This is a genomic window from Streptomyces sp. NBC_00667 (assembly GCF_036226825.1).
Lineage (GTDB): Bacteria > Actinomycetota > Actinomycetes > Streptomycetales > Streptomycetaceae > Streptomyces.
Window position 1 is genome coordinate 1046725 of record NZ_CP109022.1, and the last position, 20457, is coordinate 1067181.

General features: G+C 74.1%; 17 protein-coding genes and 1 pseudogene. 7 read left to right on the top strand and 11 right to left on the bottom strand.

Features of this window, described 5'->3' with window-relative positions:
• Positions 1-2: 2 nt before the first annotated feature.
• The 4 genes from OHA81_RS05055 to OHA81_RS05070 all read right to left on the bottom strand — a co-directional run bounded on the left by OHA81_RS05055 (position 3) and on the right by OHA81_RS05070 (position 6043).
• Positions 3-1163, bottom strand: coding sequence for a nitric oxide synthase oxygenase (locus tag OHA81_RS05055; protein WP_329193173.1), 1161 nt, complete (start codon positions 1161-1163; stop codon positions 3-5).
• A 233-nt stretch (positions 1164-1396) separates the two neighbouring features.
• Complete coding sequence (locus tag OHA81_RS05060; RefSeq protein ID WP_329201994.1) at positions 1397-2890, bottom strand: FUSC family protein; 1494 nt, start codon at positions 2888-2890, stop codon at positions 1397-1399.
• A gap of 268 nt (positions 2891-3158) precedes the next feature.
• Positions 3159-3902 carry a PP2C family protein-serine/threonine phosphatase gene (locus OHA81_RS05065; protein ID WP_329193175.1) on the bottom strand — a complete coding sequence of 248 codons (744 nt, stop codon included), beginning with the start codon at positions 3900-3902 and terminating at the stop codon, positions 3159-3161.
• Positions 3903-3970: 68 nt separating this feature from the next.
• Positions 3971-6043 carry a SpoIIE family protein phosphatase gene (locus OHA81_RS05070; RefSeq protein WP_329193177.1) on the bottom strand — a complete coding sequence of 691 codons (2073 nt, stop codon included), beginning with the start codon at positions 6041-6043 and terminating at the stop codon, positions 3971-3973.
• A 197-nt stretch (positions 6044-6240) separates the two neighbouring features.
• On the opposite strand from OHA81_RS05070, the gene OHA81_RS05075 reads away from it, so the two are divergent.
• Entirely contained in the window at positions 6241-6441 is a 201-nt protein-coding gene (locus tag OHA81_RS05075) for a DUF5988 family protein (protein ID WP_373304703.1), read from the top strand.
• 49 nt (positions 6442-6490) lie between these two features.
• Here the strand turns inward: OHA81_RS05075 and OHA81_RS05080 are convergent, their stop codons facing one another.
• The 3 genes from OHA81_RS05080 to OHA81_RS05090 form a co-directional block, all read right to left on the bottom strand.
• Complete coding sequence (locus OHA81_RS05080) at positions 6491-6913, bottom strand: universal stress protein (protein ID WP_329193180.1); 423 nt, start codon at positions 6911-6913, stop codon at positions 6491-6493.
• Between the two features lie 28 nt (positions 6914-6941).
• Positions 6942-8465, bottom strand: coding sequence for an APC family permease (locus OHA81_RS05085; RefSeq protein ID WP_329193182.1), 1524 nt, complete (start codon positions 8463-8465; stop codon positions 6942-6944).
• Positions 8466-8538: 73 nt separating this feature from the next.
• Complete coding sequence (locus tag OHA81_RS05090) at positions 8539-9132, bottom strand: histidine phosphatase family protein (protein WP_329193184.1); 594 nt, start codon at positions 9130-9132, stop codon at positions 8539-8541.
• 232 nt (positions 9133-9364) lie between these two features.
• On the opposite strand from OHA81_RS05090, the gene OHA81_RS05095 reads away from it, so the two are divergent.
• Positions 9365-9886: an RNA polymerase sigma factor gene (locus OHA81_RS05095; RefSeq protein WP_443056747.1), complete on the top strand. Its 522-nt coding sequence runs from the start codon at positions 9365-9367 to the stop codon at positions 9884-9886.
• Here OHA81_RS05095 and OHA81_RS05100 read toward each other — a convergent pair.
• The 3 genes from OHA81_RS05100 to OHA81_RS05110 form a co-directional block, all read right to left on the bottom strand.
• Complete coding sequence (locus OHA81_RS05100; RefSeq protein WP_443056748.1) at positions 9804-10835, bottom strand: MerR family transcriptional regulator; 1032 nt, start codon at positions 10833-10835, stop codon at positions 9804-9806. The genes OHA81_RS05095 and OHA81_RS05100 overlap by 83 nt on opposite strands.
• A gap of 117 nt (positions 10836-10952) precedes the next feature.
• Complete coding sequence (locus OHA81_RS05105; RefSeq protein ID WP_329193190.1) at positions 10953-12326, bottom strand: cryptochrome/photolyase family protein; 1374 nt, start codon at positions 12324-12326, stop codon at positions 10953-10955.
• Between the two features lie 16 nt (positions 12327-12342).
• On the bottom strand, positions 12343-13911 hold the full coding sequence (locus OHA81_RS05110) for an SDR family oxidoreductase (RefSeq protein ID WP_329201998.1): 1569 nt from the start codon (positions 13909-13911) through the stop codon (positions 12343-12345).
• A 200-nt stretch (positions 13912-14111) separates the two neighbouring features.
• Between OHA81_RS05110 and OHA81_RS05115 the strand changes: the two genes are divergently transcribed.
• The 5 genes and pseudogenes from OHA81_RS05115 to OHA81_RS05135 all read left to right on the top strand — a co-directional run.
• The gene (locus OHA81_RS05115; RefSeq protein WP_329193191.1) at positions 14112-15407 is read left to right on the top strand and encodes an NAD(P)/FAD-dependent oxidoreductase; all 1296 of its coding nucleotides are present in this window, start codon (positions 14112-14114) and stop codon (positions 15405-15407) included.
• Positions 15401-16138, top strand: a complete 738-nt coding sequence (locus OHA81_RS05120; protein WP_329202000.1) for a DUF1365 domain-containing protein — start codon at positions 15401-15403, stop codon at positions 16136-16138. The genes OHA81_RS05115 and OHA81_RS05120 overlap by 7 nt, the downstream gene beginning before the upstream one ends.
• A 13-nt stretch (positions 16139-16151) precedes the next feature.
• The gene (locus OHA81_RS05125; protein ID WP_329193192.1) at positions 16152-16631 is read left to right on the top strand and encodes an Lrp/AsnC family transcriptional regulator; all 480 of its coding nucleotides are present in this window, start codon (positions 16152-16154) and stop codon (positions 16629-16631) included.
• A gap of 47 nt (positions 16632-16678) precedes the next feature.
• On the top strand, positions 16679-17356 hold the full coding sequence (locus OHA81_RS05130; protein WP_329193193.1) for an HAD family hydrolase: 678 nt from the start codon (positions 16679-16681) through the stop codon (positions 17354-17356).
• 52 nt (positions 17357-17408) lie between these two features.
• Positions 17409-18488 (top strand): annotated as a pseudogene (locus tag OHA81_RS05135) (NAD(P)-binding domain-containing protein); the annotation flags it as partial.
• Here OHA81_RS05135 and OHA81_RS05140 read toward each other — a convergent pair.
• Positions 18392-20365, bottom strand: coding sequence for an ABC transporter ATP-binding protein (locus OHA81_RS05140; protein ID WP_329193195.1), 1974 nt, complete (start codon positions 20363-20365; stop codon positions 18392-18394). The pseudogene OHA81_RS05135 and the gene OHA81_RS05140 sit on opposite strands and share 97 nt — an antisense overlap.
• Between the last annotated feature and the right edge of the window lie 92 nt (positions 20366-20457).

A 20457-nucleotide genomic window follows, 5' to 3' on the forward strand; every position in this document is an offset into this window, starting at 1 on the left:
GTCTAGACCAAGTCCCGTCCCTTGGCCCGTTCGTGGGCCCCGGCGTGGTGGACGTACGCGGTGGCGCTCGGCCGGTCCTCGTACGTGCGGTGGAAGACGGGGGTCGCCGCCCCGGAGATCGGCGGCACGATCCAGGACCAGTCGGCGCCCACCTCCCGTCCCTTGCGCTCCTCGCGCTCCAGGTGCGAGAGGAACCGCCGGGACTCGGTGTGGTGGTCGGAGATGCTCACGCCGGCCTCGTCGAAGGAGTGCAGGACCGCACGGTTCAGCTCGACCAGCGCCCGGTCCTTCCAGAGCGAGCGGTCGCTGGAGGTGTCGAGCCCCAGCCTGCGGGCGACGGCGGGGAGCAGGTTGTACCGGTCGGTGTCGGCGAGGTTGCGGGCGCCGATCTCGGTGCCCATGTACCAGCCGTTGAACGGCGCGGCCGGATAGTGGATGCCGCCGATCTCCAGGCACATGTTGGAGATGGCGGGGACCGCGTGCCAGCGCAGGCCCCAGTCGTCCCAGTGGTCGGGCCCGTCCGGGTGGCGGATCGGCACCTCCAGCACGGCGTCCGCCGGGGTGTCGAACCAGCGGGGCTTGTCGTCCACGCCCTGGACGACGAGCGGCAGGAGGTCGAAGGGGGTACCGGGGCCGCCCGGCCAGCCCAGGTCGAGCAGCGCCCTGGTGAGCGGCGCGTTGCGGGCGTCGCCGACGGTTATGGAGGGGTGGTCGCCGTACCCGGCGTAGCGGATGAGCTGCTCGCTCCAGATGAGCGGCCCGGGGCGGTCCGGGGCGTCGGGTGCGAAGACGGTGATGGTGGGCCGTACCCGGCCGCCGTTGGTGGCTTCCCGCAGGTGCGCGAAGCACTCTTCGGCGATGCCGTCGCCGTCGGTGAGCCCACGGCGGTCGCGGACCCGCAGCGAGTTCCAGTAGAGCCTGCCTATGCAGCGGTTGCTGTTGCGCCAGGCCACCCGGGCACCGTGGACGAGCTCGTCCGGGGTGTGCCGGTAGGTGCCGGCCTGGGCGATTTCGGCGCGCACGGCCGCCAGCCGGGCGTCGAGATCACCGGCATCCGGGTTCTCCCGGTGGAAGAGCCGGATGAACTCCTCGGCGGCCTCCCACACTTGAGCGGTACCCGAGCGCTCCCGAGCCGTGCCCGAGCGCTGTTGAAGGATTTCCATTCCGGGCCGTTACCCCCTGTCCGTTCAGATCCACCCTGTACATGCCGAATGAATGTGCCGTGAACATCACCCGTTGTACACGGGGCAGGTCAGCGGCGCGGGTGGGCGACGGCCGGAACACTCCTCCGGGTGATCTGCGCGGATCGGCCGGAACGGGCGTCTTCAAGTGGCGTACCATCCGCGCCGGCTCGGCGGCCCCGGGCGGGGGCTACGGGGCCGGCGACCGGCCGGGATCAGGCGCTGACGACGAGCGGGGCGCGAGGGTGCGTGCGCAGCGGGACGTGCAGCGCTACGAGGGCGTGCTCCAGGCCGTGCAGGTGGGCCAGGACGGGCTCCGCCGGGGCCGGCGGCCGGGAGGTGTTCTCCGGGGCGGCGGGCAGGTGGCCGTCCTGCGGCGCGGTCAGCGCCTCCACCGCCGCCTCGACCCGCCAGCACGCCGCGGCGAGCCGGGCGTCGTGCGAGGCCTGCGGGTCGGCGGCGACGGCCACCAGGCCCCGCACCTCGCGCGCGCACGCGTCGAGCAGCTCCAGCACCTGCCGTGCGCGGGCCTTGCGGGCGCGCAGCGGGCTGAGCGGGTGCACCAGGGGCGCGAGCGCCATCCGTACCCGGCCCAGGAGCAGTTCCAGTTCGGCGGCGTGGGGGGCCGGGTCGGCGGAGGGATGTCCGGCGAGGCGGTCGAGGGAGGCCGCCGTGGAGGCCCGTACGCAGTGCAGGGCGCGCTGGATCCAGGCGTCGTTGGCCGCGTGCGTGGTGACGGGCAGCACCACGGCGAGCGCGGCGCCGAGCGCGCCGATGGCGGTCTCCTGGAAGCGCAGCAGGAGCAGGCCGGGGTGCAGCACGCCGAGGAGTCCGTAGAGCAGGCCGGCCATGACGGTGACGAAGAACATCATCCAGGAGTACGACGGCGCGGCGGTGTAGAAGATCCCGAAGACGCATACGGCGACCAGGGCGGCGGTCGGCGTCGGCGCACCGTGCAGCGGTACGGCGACCAGCAGCCCGGCGGCGATGCCGGTGACGGTGCCCACGACCCGGCGGAAGCCGCGGACCAGGGTCTCGCCCCGCGAGGCGGTGTTGACGAAGATCCACCAGGCGGTGCCCACGGCCCAGTACCAGCGGTCCTCGGAGAGGACCTGGCCGATGCCGAGCGCGAAGGCGCAGGCGGCCGTGGCCTGGAAGGCCTGCCGGGTGGTGGGCCGGGCCAGGCCGGTGCCCGGCAGGCCGGGCGGCGCGGCGGGCGGCGGCGTACGGCGCTCGATCGGCCAGAGCACGAACCGGGCGGCGCCCGCGGCGAGCAGGGCCAGCCCGACGGCGGCGAACAGCTCGGGCAGTTGCGCGGGCACCGCGTGCAGGAACTGCGTGATGAAGAAGTTCATGAACGCGAAGATGCCGAGGGCGTGGCCGCGGGGCCCCCAGCGCCGTGCGTAGACACCGGCGAAGACGACGGCGAGGAAGGAGAGGTCGCGGGCGAGCGGCAGGCCGTGCAGGGCGGTGGCCGCGGCGAGGACCGGGAATCCGGCCACGGGCAGCAGGGCCGTGGTCACCCGCTGGGCGCGCACGGTCGCGTCGAGCACGGTGAACAGCGCCAGCAGGGCGGCGAGCCCCCCGGTGATCGAGGCGGTCAGCGAGAGCCCCACGGCTTGGGCCGCGGCGACGGCGAGCCCCACGCCGACGACCGCGCGCAGCGAGTTCCTGAGCCTCATCAGCCCCGGGTCCGGAGCCACGAACATCCTCTTCACGGCGGTGTGCCGCCCCCCTCGCGATGGTGCGCGCCGGGCCGGTGTCCGCCCGGGGTGGTGGGCGGCGTACAGGCACGGCGAAGGCGCCGCGGTCCGGAACGGCTTCGTTGCCGTCCGGCGCTGCGCGGCGCCGTAAGTACATGGATAGGACACAGATAACCATCCGGAGGCCCACTGGCTCAACCGGGCCCCGGGGCGCTGTGCCATTGGCACAGCCGCGCGGGCGGTTCTTCGGCCGTTGGACGCCAACGGACCAGGTTCACGCCTCGCCGATGCGCACGAGGGCCAGGGTGATGTTGTCGGGCCCTCCCGCGTCGATGGCGGCCTTCCACAGCTCGAAGGCGGCCCGGCCGTCGTCGTGGTCCCCCAGCAGGCCGTCCAGCACGTCCTCGGGCACCGGGTCGGTCAGCCCGTCCGTGCAGATCAGGTAGCGGGCCCCGACGGCGAGGGGGGAGGTACGGACGTGCGGCGTGACGGCGTGGAAGCCCCGGGCGCCGCCGAGGGCCTGGGTGAGCAGGGAGGTCGTCCGGCGGCCCGGCGGCAGCGGCGGGCTGTCGTCGACGCTCACCTGGCGCAGCGCCGCGTCCGAGGCGTCGAGGACCCTGCTGTCGCCGACGTTGAAGGTCAGCACCGACTCGGGCAGGACGACCGCGCCGGCGACGGTGGTGCCCATGCCGGCCAGCTCCGGCTCGCGGTCGGCGGCGTCGTACACGGCACGGTTGCACAGTTCCAGGGCCTCACGGACGGCCTCCTCGCCGTCCAGCGAAGGCCCGAGCTGCGCGAGGCGCCGTACGACGAGCGCACTGGCCACCTCGCCGGCCGGCTGTCCGCCGATGCCGTCGGCGACCGCGACGACGAGCGGCGAGCCGAGCGGGAACACCAGCATCTGCGGGTTGCGGGTCTCGGTGGCGCACAGCGTCCACGGCCCGATGACCAGGCTGTCCTCGTTGTGCTCGCGCAGCAGCCCGGCGTGGCTCAGTGCGCTGACGGCTGCGTACGGCATCGGTTCCGCCTCTCCGGCGCCCGCGGCAAGCGTCCCGTCGTCGGCCCTTGCCCTTGTCCCGTCCCCGTTCATTGTGGCCCCGCGGGAGGGGCGCGGCGCAGCCGTGCGAGGACCAGGACCGTGTCGTCGGTCGCGGTGTCGGGCAGCAGGCCGGACAGGATCCGGTCCGCGGCCTCCTCCAGACGGTCCACGGGGGCCCGCAGCTGGTCGCACAGGGCGTCGATGCCGGTGTCGATGTCCTGGCCGCGGGCCTCGACGAGCCCGTCGGTGTAGAGCGCCACGACGGCGCCCTCGGGGATCCGCGTCCCGGTCGAGCGGAACGGTACGCCGCCCACCCCGAGGGGGACCCCCAGGACGTCGCCGATCCTCTCCACCGTGCCGTCCGGGTGGCGCAGCAGGGGCGGGGGGTGGCCGGCGCTGGCGACGCGGGCGTGGCCGGTGTGGGGGTCGTAGAAGATGCACAGGCACGTCGCGAGCTCGATGCCCGCCTCCTGGGCGCAGGTGTCGAGCTCCGCGAGCAGGGCCGCGGGGTCCCGGGTGTGCCGGGCGAGGGCCTTGGCCGTGATGCGCAGCCGTCCCATGGCGGCGGCGGCCGGCACGCCGTGTCCCATCACGTCCCCGACGAGCAGGGCCAGCTCGTCGCCGGGCAGGGGGATGACGTCGTACCAGTCGCCGCCGACCTCCGTGAGCCGGCTCCCGGGCAGGTAGCGGTGGGCGACGTCGGCGTGGGGGCCCGCCGCGGGGGCGCTGGGCAGCAGGGCGCGCTGGAGGGTGAGCGCGATGTCCTGGACGCGGCTGTAGAGGCGGGCGTTGTCCAGGCACAGGGCGGCGCGGGAGGCCAGCTCGCCCGCGAGGCTGAGGTCGGGCTCGGAGAAGGCCGGGCGGGACGCGGCGCGGCCGAACATCGTGATGCCCTGGACGGTGCCGCGGGCGACCAGCGGGGCGATGAGGATGCACGCGAGGCCGCTTTCCATGAGCAGCCGGGCCCGTTCCTCGTGGGCGACGGTGCTGGTCACGAAGTCGTCGTTCACCGGGAACCAGAGCGGGCGGCCCGTTTCGAGCATGGTGTGGATGCCGGAGCCGGGCGGGTACGTGACCCGCTCCAGGCCGCCGAGCAGCTCGTCGGCGGGCGGCGGCAGGGTCGTGCCCCACGCGATCCTGCGGGTGACGAGCGGCAGCCGGGGGTCGAAGACCTCCGGCTCGTGCATCCACTCCACCAGTTCCACCACGGAGGCGTCGCTGAACTCCGGGACCGCGGACCGGACCAGCTCGCGCGCGGTCACGTCCACGTCGAGGGTGGTGCCGATGCGGGCGGCGGCGCGGTCCAGGAGCGCGAGCCGCTGCCGGGCCGCGGTGGCCTCCACGATGGCCCGTTCGCGGTCGGTGACGTCCACCAGCAGGCCGCCCACGCCGCGCCGGCTGCCCACCGCGCCGCTGAGCGGGAACAGGCTCACCGACCGCACCTGGTCGCGGTCGGGGTGGCCGGGGGTGCGCAGTCCGACGAGGGTGTCCACCACGGTCCGGCCCTCCTGGGCGACGCTCCGCAGCAGGCGCTGGTACTCGCCGCCGTCGGAGGTGAGCATGATGTCCGTCATGCGGCGGCCGAGGTGGTCGGCCAGGGCGAGGCCGTCCATGTCGGCGAGGGCCTGGTTGAGGTGGACGTACCGCAGGTCCTCGTCGAGCATGACCAGGCCGATCGGGCAGGTCTCGAAGAGCGCGTCGAGGAAGGCCAGGTTGGTCTTGACCCGGTCCAGTTCGACGCTGCGGCTCGCCAGTCCCATCACCACGGAACGGCCCGTGCTGCCGGTGAGCGGGAAGACGCGGAAGCCGCAGTCGAACACCGTGCCGTCCCGGTGGAGCGCGGGCATCCGGACGCGCCAGTAGCCGAGGGTGCGGGCGCGCTCGGCGAGCCGCGCGGCCGCGCCGGGATCCCGTCCGGGGAAGAGCGTCGAAGCGGGCCGGTCCAGTACGGCCGCGGCGTCGTGGCCGAAGAGGTTGCGCGCGCCGGGACCCCAGTAGCAGATCCGGTCCTCGTCGTCGATGCCGAGGACGGCGACCACCACGTGTTCGAGCAGCGAGCCCGGTTCCGACCGTATCGGGCCGGGATCGGCGTCGCCACCCCCCTGCGGGTCCGGTGGCATCGCTGCCCCCTTCTGCACGCCGAGCTGCTGCACCCGAGTTTCCGCAGCCCGAGCTTTTGCGCGCCGCGCGCGACGGCGGCTGTCGTGCGCCGCGCGGATGGCCCGGGCGGCCCCTTCAATTCTGCCCGCCGCCCCGGGGAGCGGCCCGCCGAAGTGCGCCCCGCCGGGTGGGTGGCGAAACTGGTCCCATGACGACCATGGCGACCATGGCGGCCCTTGAGGGCGGCCCGGACGATCTTCCGGAGCGCCTCGTTCCGGCCCCCGCGCCGGGTGAGGACGTGAAAGTGGCGCACCGCGGCGGATACGAGCACTTCAAGGCCACGTCCCGCTTCCAGGACGCCGCGCAGGGACGGGTTCCCGTCTACGAGTGGTGGGAGCGCACGGAGATCGCCGAGTGACCCGACCCGTGTGACCCGACCGCCCGCTCCCCGCTCCCCGCCCCCGGTGCTACCCGGGCTGCCCGGTCGGCACGCACAGCACCGGTACCGGCGACAGGTGCAGCAGCTTGTGCGGCGTCGAGCCGAGGAGGGCGCCGCGCAGGGGGCTGTCGCCCCAGGTGCCGACGATGACGACCCGCGCCCCGTGGCGTTCGGCGGCATCCAGGAGGGCTTGGGCGGGCTTCTCGTCGACGACCTCCACCGCCGAGGGGACTCCCGCCTCGTCCGCCGCCGCGACGGCCCGGGCCAGTGCGTCGCGGCCGGCCTGGCGGACGGCTTCGCGGTGGGCCCGGGACTCCTCGCCCGCGGCGCCGGGCGCGGCCGCACCGTAGACGAGGACGAGGGGCTCGCCGAAGGCTGCGGCGACCTCCAGGGCGACACCGAGGGCGCGTTCCGCGCCGGGCGATTCGTCGTACCCCAGGACCACGGACATCGCGTACTCCTCCGTTTCTCGGCACGGCTCAGCGAGGCCGGCGGTGCCGGCCCGGGACGAGCGCCGGGTCGGCCACCCCGCGCCGCTCCTGCCAGAAGCGACCGTCCCGCACCCTCCAGAAGCACATGATCAGCACCCCGGCGAGCGCGATGGCGATGCCGATGAGCAGCGGTGGGCTGATGCCCAGCCAGGAGACGCCCCCGGCCGAGTTCTGCGGCTCCGACATGTCGTTGACGGACTCCACCAGTAGCCAGGTCAGCAGTCCGGCGCCGACGACCGGGCCCAGCCCGATGAGCAGGAAGTTGCGCGGGCTCTCCAGCAGGTGGCGCCGGTAGTAGACGGCGCAGGCCAGGCCGGTGAGCGCGTAGTAGAAGGCGATGAGGAGCGAGAGTGCGGTCAGCGAGTCGAGGAGCGCGTTCTCGCTGATCTGGTTGACCGCGAGGTACCAGCAGATCGCGATGACGGCCACCCACCAGGTGCTCACGTCCGGGGTCCGGAACCGGGGGTGGATGCGCGCCAGCCCGTGCGGCAGCGCGTGCCGGCGGGCCATCGACAGGGCGGTGCGGGAGGCGGGGATGATCGTGGTCTGGGTGGAGGCGAGCGCGGAGGTGCAGACCGCGAGGAGCACCATCCAGTCCCAGCCGCCCATCACCTCGTGGGCGAGCACGCCGAAGACCGCTTCCTCCTGGCCCGCGTGCTGAGCCAGGAACGTGGTCCCCGCGTAAGCGACGACGGCGAACCCGACCGACAGGTAGGTCACCAGCAGCACGACCGTCGACCAGATGCCCGCCTTGCCGGGCGCGGTGGCGGAGTCCTCGACCTCCTCGGTCAGGTTGACGGCGGACTCCCAGCCCCAGTAGATGAACACGCCGAGGAGCAGTCCGCCGGTGAGCGCGGCGCCGCCCGCTCCGAAGGGGTTGAGCCAGCCGACGGACGGCTCGATCGCGTCGAGGCTGCTGGTGCCGGCGTAGACGCGGTAGAGGGCGACCACCGCGAAGGCCAGGAGGAAGAACACCTGGGCCAGGATCAGCACGTCCTGGACCCGGGCGGACATCTCGGTGCCGATCACGCAGACGGCGGTCATGGCCAGGATGACCACGACGGCGAGCGTCTGGCGGACCGGCTCGTTCGAGGCCAGGCCGTCGAGGCCGACCGCGAGCAGCCCGAAGCGCACCGCGACGTCGGCGAGCGACCCGATGACGAGGACCCCGGTCATGGTGATCGCCCAGCCGCCGAGCCAGCCCGCCCAGGGGCCCATCGCCCGCGTCACCCACGAGAAGGTGGTCCCGCAGTCCTGGTCGACCTTGTTGAGGTAGTAGAAGGCGGCGGCGATCAGCAGCATCGGTACGAAGGAGGCCAGCATCACGCCCGGTGCGTAGATGCCGGCCACCGCGACGATCGGCCCGATCACGGCGGCCAGCGAGTAGGCGGGCGAGGTGGAGTTCAGGCCGATGACGAGCGCTTCGAGGAAACCGATCGCGTCGGGCCTCAGCCCCGCCTCGGCCGGCGCGGTGCGCTGCCCGTCGCCGCCGCCCTTACCGTCCTGCGCCATATACGCATGCTCGGGCACGAGGCGGCGGGGCGCGAGACGGGGAGGGCGCGGCGCGAACGCCGCCGCGCGGGTCTCAGGGGCGGGTGTTCCAGCCCGCGACGACCGGCAGACCGTGTTCCGTGGACAGGACGCCGAGCGTGCCGGTGCGCAGCAGGAACAGGCGCCCGTCCTGCGGGGCGAGACCGAGGTAGCGGGCCGTCAGGACGCGCAGGAAGTGGCCGTGGGCCACCACGACGGCGTCGCCCCGGTCCTCGCGCAGGACCTTGTCGACCCGGGCCAGCGCGCGGTCCGCGCGGGCGCCGACCTGTTCCGCGTCCTCCCCGGGGTGCCCGGCGTCGCCCGGCGGGACCCCGTCGGTCCACAGCGACCAGTCCGGCCGGGTGCGCCGGATCTCGGCCGTGGTGATGCCCTCGTAGCCGCCGTAGTCCCATTCGTGCAGGTCGGGGTCGGGGATGCCGCCGGTCAGTCCGGCGAGTTCGGCGGTGGCCACGGCCCGGCGCGACGGGCTGGTCAGGACCAGGGCGGGACGGCGGTCGTGGAAGAACGGGGCGAGGGAGATGGCTTCCTCGACGCCGCGGGGGGCCAGCGGTACGTCGGTCAGGCCGGTGTGCCGCCCGCTCGCGCTCCAGGCCGTCTCACCATGTCTCACCAGCAACAAGTCGCTCATCCTTGGACCTTAGACGGTCGGCCGCACCGATGGGGTGAGCGCAGCGTGTCATGTACGCCACCGCAGCGATCCGATGCGGAAACGATGCGACTTGGAGGGGAGCGGACCGGCTCGCCACCCTCGGTCCATGGACGACCTGATCCACCAACGGGCCCGGGCGGTCCGTCCGAACGGCGGTCCGGACCGGGACGATCCCGACGCCGCCGGGTTCGCGGCGGGCGACGAACGTTCCATGGAGGCGGCCTACCGCCGCTGGCGGCCGCTGGTGCAGTCCCTCGCACGCCGCGCTCTGGGTGACGAACGCGAGGCGGAGGACGTGACGCAGCAGGTGTTCCTCGCCGCCTGGCGAGGCCGGCACCACTACCGCCCCGGCCCGGGCGGCCTCGGGGCCTGGCTCACCGGCATCACCCGCCACAAGGTGGCCGACGCGCTGGAGGCCAGGACCCGGCGGACCCGGGCCGCCTCGGCCGCCGCGCACGCGCTCCACGAACGCACCCGGTCCCCCGCCGCCCACGCACCGCCGGAGCCCGAGCAGGCGCTGGACCGGCTGCTGGTGCTCGGCGAACTGTCCCGGCTGCCCCCCGCCCAGCGGAGCGTGATGTGGCTGGCGTTCTACGGCGACCTGACCCAGACGCAGATCGCGGCCCGCACCGGTCTGCCGCTGGGCACCGTCAAGAGCCACATGCGCCGGGCGCTGCAGGTGCTGCGCCGCTCGCTGGGGGATCCGGCGGCGCGCCCCACAGCCGCTCGATGACGGCGAGGCCCGAGCGCAGGCCGAACAGCCGCTCGGTGCGCGGACCGGACGTACCCGCACCCCAGCCGGGCCCCGCCAGCAGCAGCACCGAATGCCCTCGGGCGCCGTGCGGCCCCCATTCGATGCCGGCGACCGCCCTGGCCAGGGCGCGGTCCGCGGTCGCAGCCGACTGGGCCCAGAGCACGGCGGCGCGGGGGCCCGTACGGCGCACCGCCTCGCGCAGCGCCTCGGCGGGCAGGGCCGGGCCGAACATCAGGGTGGGCAGGCCGCGCTCCCCGAGGGCGGCGGTCAGTGCCTCGATGGGCAGGCTGTGCTGCTCGTCCGGGGCGCAGGCCAGGAGCACCGGCGGCGCCTCGTACCGGCGGGGCGCGGGCCGCCGACTGCGCAGGGCGCCGGAGACGTGCCAGGACAGCAGGTGCTCCACCTCCACGTAACGCTCCCCGGCGGAGGCCCACTTGCGGCCGACCGCGTGCAGGGTCGGCGCGATGACCTCCTCCCACGCCACGACCAGGCCGAGCTCCGTCAGCGCGGTGTCCAGCAGTCGCTCCACCGCCGGCGCGTCCAGTCGTACGGCGGCCCGTGCGAGCCCCCTGCATTCCGTCCGCACCTCCCCGAGCGGAAGGGCGGTGGACCCGCCCGGCGTCACGGTCGCCGCCCGGGCCGCCCCGGAGCCGCCGGCGGCTGCGTCGAGCGCGGCCCTGGCCGCCGCCGAGGGGGGCACGCCCTGCGCGGTGAGCCGGCACATCAGCTCCAGGCGGGCGATGTCGGCGGGGGTCCAGCGGCGGTGGCGGCCGTCCTCCCGGCGGGCCGGGCCGATGGCGTACCGGCGCTCCCAGGACCGCAGCGTGGTCGGCGACACCCCGAGGCGGCGGGCGACGGCGCCGGTACTCAACGCGGCGGCGGGCAGCGGCGCGGGATCGGCCGGCGTCACGGGTGCGCGGGGCGGCACCGGGCCACGGGGCGGCACGGGCTCGTGGGACGGCACGGGCTCGTCGGGCGGCTCGCGGTCATGGGGCTGCACTGGATCCACCCGTTCACCCTAGGACGCCGGAGCACCACGACCGGATCACTCGATGCCCCGCCCCTGCCGGAAACGGGCGAGCCCCTCGGCGAGTTCGACTACCGGCTCGGGATAGTCGTACCGGGCGCGCTCCGCCGCCGGCAGCCGCCACGGTTCGTGCACCCGCGGCGCGGGCAGCCCCGCCAGCTCCGGCACCCACCGGTGCACGTAGGCACCTTCGGGGTCGTAGCGCAGGCCTTGGCGGACCGGGTTGAGGACGCGGCCCGGCCGGGTGTCCGTGCCCGTGCCGGCGACCCACTGCCAGTTCATCTGGTTGTTGGCCAGGTCCCCGTCCACGAGGAGGTCCAGGAAGTGGCGGGCGCCGATCCGCCAGTCCACGTACAGGGTCTTGGCGAGGAAGCTCGCGGCCAGCAGCCGGCCCCTGTTGTGCATCCACCCCTCGTGGCGCAGCTGGCGCATGGCCGCGTCGACGACGGGGTAGCCCGTCCGGCCCTCCTTCCAGGCCTGGATCTCCTCCTGCGCGCCCGCGTCGGTGCGCCAGCGGTCGTGCCGGGTCCGGTAGTCGCGGGTGGCCGAGTCGGGGCGGGCGGCGAGGACCTGGTAGTGGAAGTCGCGCCAGCACAGCTGCCGGACGAACGCCTCGGCGCCGGGGCCTTCGGCCGCGCGGGCGCGGTGGACGGCTTCGGCGGGCGAGAGGGTGCCGAAGTGCAGGTGGGGGGAGAGACGGGAGGTGGCGTCGCCGGCCAGGTCGTCGTGGACGTCGTGGTACCGGTCGACACCCCCGCGCAGCCAGGCGCCCAGCAGCCGGCGGCCCTCGCGCTCGCCGCCGCGCGCGAGGCCCGGGGAGACGCCCGTGACGGCGGAGCGCTCGGGCAGCGGTTCCGAGCGCGGGGACGCGGGAACCCTGACCACGCGCGGGGCGGCGGTGACGGCACGCGGCGGCAGTTCGGTCCAGCGGCGCAGGTAGGGGGTGAAGACGGCGAAGTGGTCGGAGGCCGAGGGCCGCAGCGCACCGGGGGCCACGGCCGTCACCACCATGTCGTGCACGTACAGGCGCCGGCCCTCCGCTTCCAGGGCGGCGCGCAGCCGTTCCTCGCGCGCGTGGGCGTAGGCGCTCACCCCGGCCGCCATGTGCACCTCGTCGGCGTCCGTCTCCCGTACGAGGGCGAGCACTTCTCCGACTGCGTCACCGGAGCGGATCACCAGGCGGCCGCCGCGCTCGCGCAGCGCGGCGTCCAGTCCCGCGAGGCAGTCGGCGAGGAAGGCCCGGCGGTTGGGCGCGGCGAAGGAGGACCGCTCGATGGCCCGGTCGCGCACGAAGAGCGGAACCACCTGGTCGCAGGAGGACAGGGCGGCGCGCAGCGGCGGATGATCGTGCACGCGCAGGTCGGAGGTGTACAGGACCACCGCGATGTTCATGGGTTCTCGCTCCGGGTCAGGGCTGTGGGGTGCTGCTCGCACCCGGTACTTCGGCGGCGGGCGCCGGGGTGGATGCGCCCCGCGGGCCATCGCGTTCCAGCCGTTCGGCGGCCTTGGCGATGTTGCGCGCCATCCCGCCGAAGACCACGGCGTGGAAGGGGGACACGCTCCACCAGTACAGGTGGCCGAGCAGCCCGTGCGGGTGGAACAGGGCGCGCTGGCGGAAGCGTGCGCGGCGGCGGTCCGCCGGATCGGGGTCGGCGCGCAGCTCCAGCCAGGCCAGGCCCGGCAGCCGCATCTCGGCGCGCAGCCGCAGCAGCGCCCCCGGCTCGATCTCCTCCACCCGCCAGAAGTCGAGACTGTCGCCGACCCGGAGCCGGGCCGCGTCCCGGCGGCCGCGCCGGATGCCGACCCCGCCGACGAGCCGGTCCAGCCAGCCCCGTACCGCCCAGGCGAGCGGGAAGGAGTACCAGCCGTTGTCCCCGCCGATGCCCTCCACCACCCGCCACAGCGCGGCGGGTGACGCGTCGACGGGCAGCTCCCGCCGGTCGGTGTAGAGGCTGCCGCCCGCCCAGTCGGGGTCGGTGGGCAGCGGGTCGCTGGGGGCGCCGGGGAAACCGGCGGAGGACCAGCGAGTGGTCACCTTGGCCTCCCGCACCCGCTGGAGGGCGAGGACCAGGGCCTGGTCGAAGCCGAGCGGCGCCCCGGGCGGGTCGGGGACGTGGGCGGCGATGTCGTGCTCGCGGCAGACCACCTCGTGCCGCAGCGACTCGGCGAGCGGCCGGGCCAGCGCCCGCGGGACCGGGGTGACCAGGCCGATCCAGTGGCTGGAGAGGCCGGGGGTGAGCATCGGGACCCGCATGATGAGCCGTTTGGGCAGCTCCGCGACCTCCGCGTAGCGGCGCATCATCTCCTCGTAGGTGACCACGTCCGGGCCGCCGATGTCGAAGGCGCGGTCGACCTCGGGCGGCATGCCGGCGCTGCCGACGAGGTAGCGCAGCACGTCGCGGACGGCGATGGGCTGGCAGCGCGTGCCGACCCAGCTGGGGGTGACCATCACGGGGAGCCGCTCGGTCAGGTAGCGCAGCATCTCGAAGGAGGCGGACCCGGAGCCGATGATGACGGCTGCGCGCAGGACGGTGGCCGGTACGGCGGAGCCGAGGAAGATCTCGCCGACCTCGGCGCGGGAGCGCAGGTGCGGGGAGAGTTCCCGCAGCGGGATGCCCTCGGGGGTGAGCCCGCCGAGGTAGACGATGCGCCGGACCCCGGCCGCCCGGGCCTGCTCCGCGAAGACGCGGGCGGCCTCGCGGTCGCGGCCCTCGAAGCCGGAGCCCGAGCCGAGGGCGTGCACGAGGTAGTAGGCGACGTCGATGCCCTGCATCGCCCCGGCGACCGATCCGGGGTCGGTGACGTCGCCCCGTACGACCTCGGCGCGGCCCGCCCAGGGGTGGTCGCGCAGTTTCTCCGGCGTCCGGGCCAGGCAGCGCACCCGGTGACCGGCAGCGAGGAGCTCCGGCACCAGCCGGCCGCCGATGTAGCCGGTGGCCCCGGTGACCAGGCAGTGCCTTGCCGCCGCGCCCGTCATCGCCGTCCCGTCATGGCGCTCTCCGCTCTCGTGCCCCCGTACAGGATTCCGCACGGGTCCGCGCTCGGCATTCCGTGAGGGATTCCGCGGGGCGGGCGCGTCCGGATGCACCTGCGACCGCACGGCCCGTTTCACGGGGCCCTGCGCAAGCCCATCCGGGCGCCCTTCGGCTACGAAGCAACCACCGGAAGGAGGACACGATGACGGAGCGAGGAGGACCAAGGCCGCGAACGGCCGTCGTCGGCGCGGGTGTCTCGGGGCTGACGGCGGCCTACGTGCTGGCGCGCTCGCACGAGGTGACCGTGTACGAGGCCGAGGACCGGCTGGGCGGCCACGCCCACACCCACGAGGTGACGGGCCCGGACGGCCGCGTACGCGGGGTGGATTCCGGGTTCATCGTGCACAACGACCTCACCTACCCCCATCTGCGGCGGCTGTTCGGGGAGCTCGGCGTGGCCACCCGGGCGACCACGATGAGCCTCTCGGTGCAGTGCGAGGGCTGCGGGCTGGAGTACGCGGGCGCGCGGGGACCGCGGGGGCCGGCGGCCCGGCCGAGGTCGGCGGCGTGGCCCGGCTACCTGCGGATGCTGGCGCAGGTGCCGCTGTTCCGCCGGCAGGCCCGGCTGCTGCTGGCCACTCCCGCCGTCTCGGCGGAGGTGACCTTGGGCGACTTCCTGCGCGAGTGCGGCTTCGGGCCGTACTTCACCGCCCACTTCGCGATTCCGCTGGTGGCGTCGGTGTGGTCCTGCCCGCCCCGTACGGCGCTGCGCTACCCCGCCCGGTACCTGTTCCGCTTCCTGGCCCACCACGGGATGCTCGCGGTGGGCGGTCCGGTGGACGGCTCGGCGCGCTGGCGCACGGTCGAAGGCGGTTCGGCGCGCTACGTCGAGCGGCTGCGGGAGCGGCTCGGCGCGGCCGCGGTCCGTGCGGGGACCCCCGTACGGGCGCTCGCGCGCACCCCGGAGGGGGTCCGCGTGAGCACCGCCGACGGCGCCGTCACCTACGACTCGGTGGTCGTGGCCGTCCACGCCGATCAGGCGCTGCGGCTGCTGGCCGACCCGACGGACGCCGAGCGGGCGGTGCTCGGCGCCTTCCTGTACTCCCGCGACCGGACGGTGCTGCACACCGATGCCTCGGTGCTGCCGCGCTCGGCGGCCGCGCAGGGCTGCTGGAACTTCCGGCTGTCCGGCTGCGACCCGTACGACGCGCGGGTCCTCGTCAGCTACGACATGAACCGTCTGCAGGGGCTCGACGCGCCGCAGCGGTACGTGGTGACCCTCAACGCGGACGACCGGGTGCGGCCGGAGCTGGTGCTGGCCGAGATGGCCTACGAACACCCCGTCTTCACACCGGAGTCGGTGGCCGCCCAGCGGCTGCTGCCCGGCCTGTCGGGTCCGGTGACGGCGTTCGCGGGGGCCTACCACGGGTGGGGGTTCCACGAGGACGGCTGCCGCTCGGGCGTGGAGGCGGCCGCCGCGCTCGGGGTGGTCTGGTGAGGGCGGTGGTGTACGAGGCCGAGCTGCGGCACGTGCGGTCCGGGGAGCGGGCGTACGCCCTGCGCCACCGGACGTACCTGTGGCTGGTGGACCTCGACGAACTCCCCCGCCTCCCGGCGCCGTTGTGCCCCCTCGCCCGGTTCGAGGCGCGGGACCACTTCGGTGGCGGGGCGCCGACCATCCGGGCAGGGCTGGAGCGGTTCCTCTCCGCGCGCGGCGCCGGGCTTCCGCCGGGCTCCCGGGTGCTGATGCTGGCCCACGCCCGGGTGCTGGGTTTCGTCTTCAACCCGCTGTCCGTGTACTGGTGCCACGGCCCGGACGGGGCCCTGCTGCAGGTCGTCGCCGAGGTGCACAACACGTACGGCGAGCGGCACTGCTACCTCCTGGGCCCGCAGGCCGCGCAGGGCACGGCCCGGGTGGCCAAGGAGTTCTACGCGTCCCCCTTCCTGGAGGTGGACGGCGACTACCGGATGCGGCTCCCGGTGCCGGGCGAGCACCTCGCCCTGAGCGTGTGCCTTTCGGGCGGGGCGGACGGTGCCCGGCTGACGGCGACGGTGCGGGGCCGCCGCCGGGCATCCGGCCTACGGGGGCTCCTGCGGGCATCTCTGCGCCACCCCTGGCCGACCGCCGCCGTGGCGGTGGGCATCCGCTACCACCGTGTCCGGCTGTGGCTGCGCGGGCTGCCGGTGCGCCCGCGGCCCCGTCACGATCCGCAGGAGGGCCTGCGGTGAGTACAGTCGCGGCATGGCGGTGGACGAGCTCGACACCCGGATCCTGCGCCTGCTGATCGAGCAGCCGCGCACCAGCGTGCGCGAGTACGCCCGGCTGCTGGGCGTCGCGCGCGGCACCCTGCAGGCCCGGCTCGACCGGCTGGAGCGCACCGGGGTGATCACCGGGACGGGTCCGGTCCTCTCCCCCGCCGCGCTCGGGCACCCGGTGCTGGCCTTCGTCCACATCGAGGTCACCCAGGGGCACCTGGACGAGGTGGGTGACGCACTCGCGGCCGTACCCGAGATCATCGAGGCGTTCTCGATCACCGGCGGCGGGGACCTGCTGACCCGGGTGGCGGCCCGGGACAACGCGCATCTGGAGGACGTCATCCAGGGCCTCATCCGGCTTCCGGGCGTCGTGCGTACCCGTACCGAGGTCGCTCTGCGCGAGCGGGTTGCGCACCGGCTGCTGCCCCTGGTCGAAGCGGTGGGAAGAGCAGCGGCCAAACCCTGACAAAATGGCCGTGACACGCACTCGACCGGCAGGACGGGCTGAACGGAATGCTTTCCGTCATATTCGATCTCGACGGCACCCTCGTGGACAGCGAGCCGAACTACTACGAGTCCGGGCGACGCACCCTGGAACGGCACGGCGTGCCCGACTTCACCTGGGAGCAGCACTCCCCCTTCATCGGCATCGGGACGATGGAGACGCTGGAGATCCTCAAGGAGCGGTACGGGCTTCGCGCGCCGGTCGCGCGGCTGCTGGCGGAGCAGAACGCCGCCTATCTGGAGCTTGCCCGCGCAGGGACAGAGGCCTTCCCGGAGATGCGCAGGTTCGTCGAGCGGCTGCACGCAGACGGGGTTCCGATGGCGGTGGCGTCCGGTTCCTCGCGGGAGGCGATCGAGGCCGTACTGGCCGGGACCGGCCTGGACACGCTGCTGAGCGTCGCGGTCTCCGCCGAGGAAGTGGCGCACGGCAAGCCCGCCCCCGACGTGTTCCTGGAGGCAGCCCGCCGGCTCGGCGCGGACCCCGCCGACTGCGTGGTCGTCGAGGACGCGGCGCCGGGCGCGGAGGCCGCTCGCGCAGCGGGAATGGAGTGCCTGGCGATCCCCTCCGTGGCCACCACCGCCACCCACCCCGCCTTCGCCTCGGCCGGCCTCCTCTTCCGCGGCGGACCGGCGGCCTTCGACGCGGAGACCGCCTACGAATGGCTCGGCGAACACCGGGCGGCCTGACTTCGGGGGGCTCCGGGGGAAGAGGGCGGGCCGGTCCCGGGTTGGTAGAACCGTGAACGACTTTGTGGAGCGGGACCCGGCAGCGGTGGACGTCGTGGTCATCGGCGCGGGGCAGGCGGGCCTGTCCGGCGCCTACCACCTGGCCCGGGCGGGCATCGGCCACGTCGTCCTGGACCACTCGCCGGCTCCGGGTGGCGCCTGGCAGTTCCGCTGGCCCTCGCTGACGTACGGCAAGGTGCACGGCATGCACGCACTGCCCGGCATGGAGCTGGCCGACGCCGATCCGCTGCGGCCGTCGTCGGAGGTCATCGGGGAGTACTTCGCCACCTACGAGGAGCGCTTCGGGCTGCGCGTGCGCCGCCCCGTGGACGTCACGGCCGTGCGCAACGGTGCGGACGGGCGGCTGCTGGTGGAGTCGGCGTCCGGCGACCGGTGGTCGGCCCGGGCCCTGATCAACGCCACGGGTACCTGGGACCGTCCTTTCTGGCCCCGCTATCGGGGACAGGAAACCTTCCGGGGCCGCCAACTGCACACCGCGGACTATCCGGGACCGGCCACGTTCGCCGGCGCCCGCGTGGTGGTCGTGGGCGGTGGCACTTCGGCGGTGCAGCACCTGCTGGAGATCTCCGAGGTGGCGGCAGCGACCACCTGGGTGACACGCCGTCCGCCGGTGTTCCGCGACTCCCGCTTCGGCGAAGCCGAGGGCCGGGCGGCGGTGGCCCTGGTGGAGGAGCGGGTGCGCAGGGGCCTGCCCCCGCAGAGCGTGGTCAGTGTGACCGGGCTGGCGCTGAACGACGCCGTACGGGCCGGGCTGGATTCGGGGGTGCTGGAGCGCAGGCCGATGTTCGACCGCATCACCCCGACCGGCGTCGGCTGGGCCGACGGGCGGAGCGTCGACGCCGACGTGATCTTGTGGGCCACCGGCTTCCGGGCGGCAGTCGACCACCTGGCGCCGCTGCGGCTGCGGGAACCGGGCGGCGGCATCCGGCTCGAAGGCACCCGGGCGGTCCGCGACGAGCGGATCCACCTGGTGGGCTACGGCCCTTCGGCTTCCACCATCGGGGCCAACCGTGCGGGCGGCGCGGCCGTCCGAGAGATCCGCCGTCTGCTGGCCCGCGAAACCTCCGGCACTCCGGCACTGGCCGGGGCCGTCGCTTCCTGACCGGCCGGCTCGCCGTCGGCCGGCCGCGGCGCCGTCTCGGCGTCCCGGTCACGGCGGACCAGGGCGGCGTAGCGGCCGCCGGCGGCGAGGAGTTCCTCGTGCGTACCGCGTTCGGCTATGCGCCCGGCGTCCAGGACGACGATCTGGTCGGCGTCGCGCACGGTGGAGAGCCGGTGCGCGATCGTGATGGTGGTGCGGCCCGCGGACAGCTTGTCGATGGCCTGCTGCACCGCGTGCTCCGTACGGGTGTCGAGCGCGCTGGTCGCTTCGTCGAGGATCAGGACCGGCGGGTCGCGCAGGATGGTGCGGGCGATGGCCAGACGCTGCTTCTCCCCGCCGGAGAACCGGTAGCCGCGCTCACCGACCAGCGTGTCGTACCCGTCGGGCAGGGACTCGATGTGGTCGTGGATCTGGGCGGCGCGGGCGGCCTCGGCTATCTCCTCGTCGGTCGCGTCCGGCTTGGCGAAGCGCAGGTTGTCGGCGACGGAGGCGTGGAAGAGGTAGGTCTCCTGGGAGACCACGCCGATCGACCGGGCCAGCGAGTCGAAGTCGAGGTCGCGGACATCGATCCCGTCGAGGGCGACCCGTCCGCCCGTGACGTCGTACAGCCGGGGCACCAGGTAGCTGAGGGTGCTCTTGCCCGATCCGGTCGGTCCGACCACGGCGAGTGAGCCGCCGGCGGGGACCGTGAGGTCGATACCGGCCAGCGTGGGACCGTTCTTGCCGTCATAGGCGAAGTGCACGTCCTCGAGCCGTATCTCGCCCTTCGCCCGGCCGATGCGCACCGGGTCCTCGCGTTCGGTGATGTCCACCGGCAGGTCGAGGTACTCGAAGATGCGCGCGAACAGGGCGAGCGAGGTCTGGATCTGCACACCGGTCGACAGCAGGCTCACCGTGGGCCGGAACAGTCCCTGCTGGAGGGTGACGAAGGCGACGAGGGTACCCACGGACAGCGACGGCGCGCCGGTCTGGAGTGCTATGCCGGCGGCCCAGTAGATCAGTGCCGGCATGGCGGCCATCACGATGCCGATGGTGGACATCCGCCAGCGCCCGGCCATGCTGGAACGCACTTCCAGGCCGACCAGCTTCTCGGACTCCTCCGAAAAGGACCGGGTCAGGGAGTCGGCGCGGCCCATGGTGCGGCCGAGCAGGATGCCGCTGACCGAGAGGGACTCGGTGACGGTGGCGGCCATGGCCGCCATCTGCTTCTGCCGCTGGGTGGTGATCTTCTTGCGCTCGCGCCCGACCCGCCGGCTGATCCACACGAAGACGGGCAGCAGCAGGAGCGAGACGAGGGTCAGCCGCCAGTCGAGGGCGAGCATGGCGACGACGGAGGCGATCACCGCCGTGAGGTTGGAGACCAGGGAGGTCGCGGTGGAGGTGACGGTGGCCTGCATGCCGCCGATGTCGTTGGCTATCCGGGACTGGACCTCGCCCGTACGGGTGCGGGTGAAGAAGGCCAGCGGCATGCGCTGGAGCTGGGCGTAGACGGCGGTGCGCAGGTCGTGCATCACGCGCTGGCCGACCGTGGTGGATATCAGGGTCTGGAGGACGCCGAACACGCTGGTGACCACGGCGGTGAGGATCATGCCGAGGGCGAGCAGGCTCAGCAGGCCCGTCCGCCCCTGGGGGATCGCCACGTCGAGGATTTCCTTGAGCAGGAACGGCGAGGCGACGGCGACCAGCGAGGAGGCGGCGACCAGCGCGCCGACCACGGCGAGGCGGCCGCGGTAGGGCCGGAACAGACCCATGATGCGGCGCAGCTGGCGCGGCTGCTCCGCCGGCACCGGGCGGCTGGGATCGAGGGATTCTTTGGACGGCGTCCATTCGGGTTCTTTGGGGCGCATGGGCCTCCTTCTGACGAGATTCTACTGAGCATAGCTCATTGTTACCTATGCTCACAATGAATCTGGTCCTGATACTCTTCCCATTATGAGGA

Bases quoted from the DNA above. Each gene is read 5' to 3' on its own strand.
- OHA81_RS05055 (WP_329193173.1), bottom strand. From the start codon at position 1,163: ATGGAAATCCTTCAACAGCGCTCGGGCACGGCTCGGGAGCGCTCGGGT.
- OHA81_RS05060 (WP_329201994.1), bottom strand. From the start codon at position 2,890: ATGTTCGTGGCTCCGGACCCGGGGCTGATGAGGCTCAGGAACTCGCTG.
- OHA81_RS05065 (WP_329193175.1), bottom strand. From the start codon at position 3,902: ATGCCGTACGCAGCCGTCAGCGCACTGAGCCACGCCGGGCTGCTGCGC.
- OHA81_RS05070 (WP_329193177.1), bottom strand. From the start codon at position 6,043: ATGCCACCGGACCCGCAGGGGGGTGGCGACGCCGATCCCGGCCCGATA.
- OHA81_RS05075 (WP_373304703.1), top strand. From the start codon at position 6,241: ATGGCGACCATGGCGGCCCTTGAGGGCGGCCCGGACGATCTTCCGGAG.
- OHA81_RS05080 (WP_329193180.1), bottom strand. From the start codon at position 6,913: ATGTCCGTGGTCCTGGGGTACGACGAATCGCCCGGCGCGGAACGCGCC.
- OHA81_RS05085 (WP_329193182.1), bottom strand. From the start codon at position 8,465: ATGGCGCAGGACGGTAAGGGCGGCGGCGACGGGCAGCGCACCGCGCCG.
- OHA81_RS05090 (WP_329193184.1), bottom strand. From the start codon at position 9,132: ATGAGCGACTTGTTGCTGGTGAGACATGGTGAGACGGCCTGGAGCGCG.
- OHA81_RS05095 (WP_443056747.1), top strand. From the start codon at position 9,365: ATGGAGGCGGCCTACCGCCGCTGGCGGCCGCTGGTGCAGTCCCTCGCA.
- OHA81_RS05105 (WP_329193190.1), bottom strand. From the start codon at position 12,326: ATGAACATCGCGGTGGTCCTGTACACCTCCGACCTGCGCGTGCACGAT.
- OHA81_RS05110 (WP_329201998.1), bottom strand. From the start codon at position 13,911: ATGACGGGCGCGGCGGCAAGGCACTGCCTGGTCACCGGGGCCACCGGC.
- OHA81_RS05115 (WP_329193191.1), top strand. From the start codon at position 14,112: ATGACGGAGCGAGGAGGACCAAGGCCGCGAACGGCCGTCGTCGGCGCG.
- OHA81_RS05125 (WP_329193192.1), top strand. From the start codon at position 16,152: ATGGCGGTGGACGAGCTCGACACCCGGATCCTGCGCCTGCTGATCGAG.
- OHA81_RS05130 (WP_329193193.1), top strand. From the start codon at position 16,679: ATGCTTTCCGTCATATTCGATCTCGACGGCACCCTCGTGGACAGCGAG.
- OHA81_RS05140 (WP_329193195.1), bottom strand. From the start codon at position 20,365: ATGCGCCCCAAAGAACCCGAATGGACGCCGTCCAAAGAATCCCTCGAT.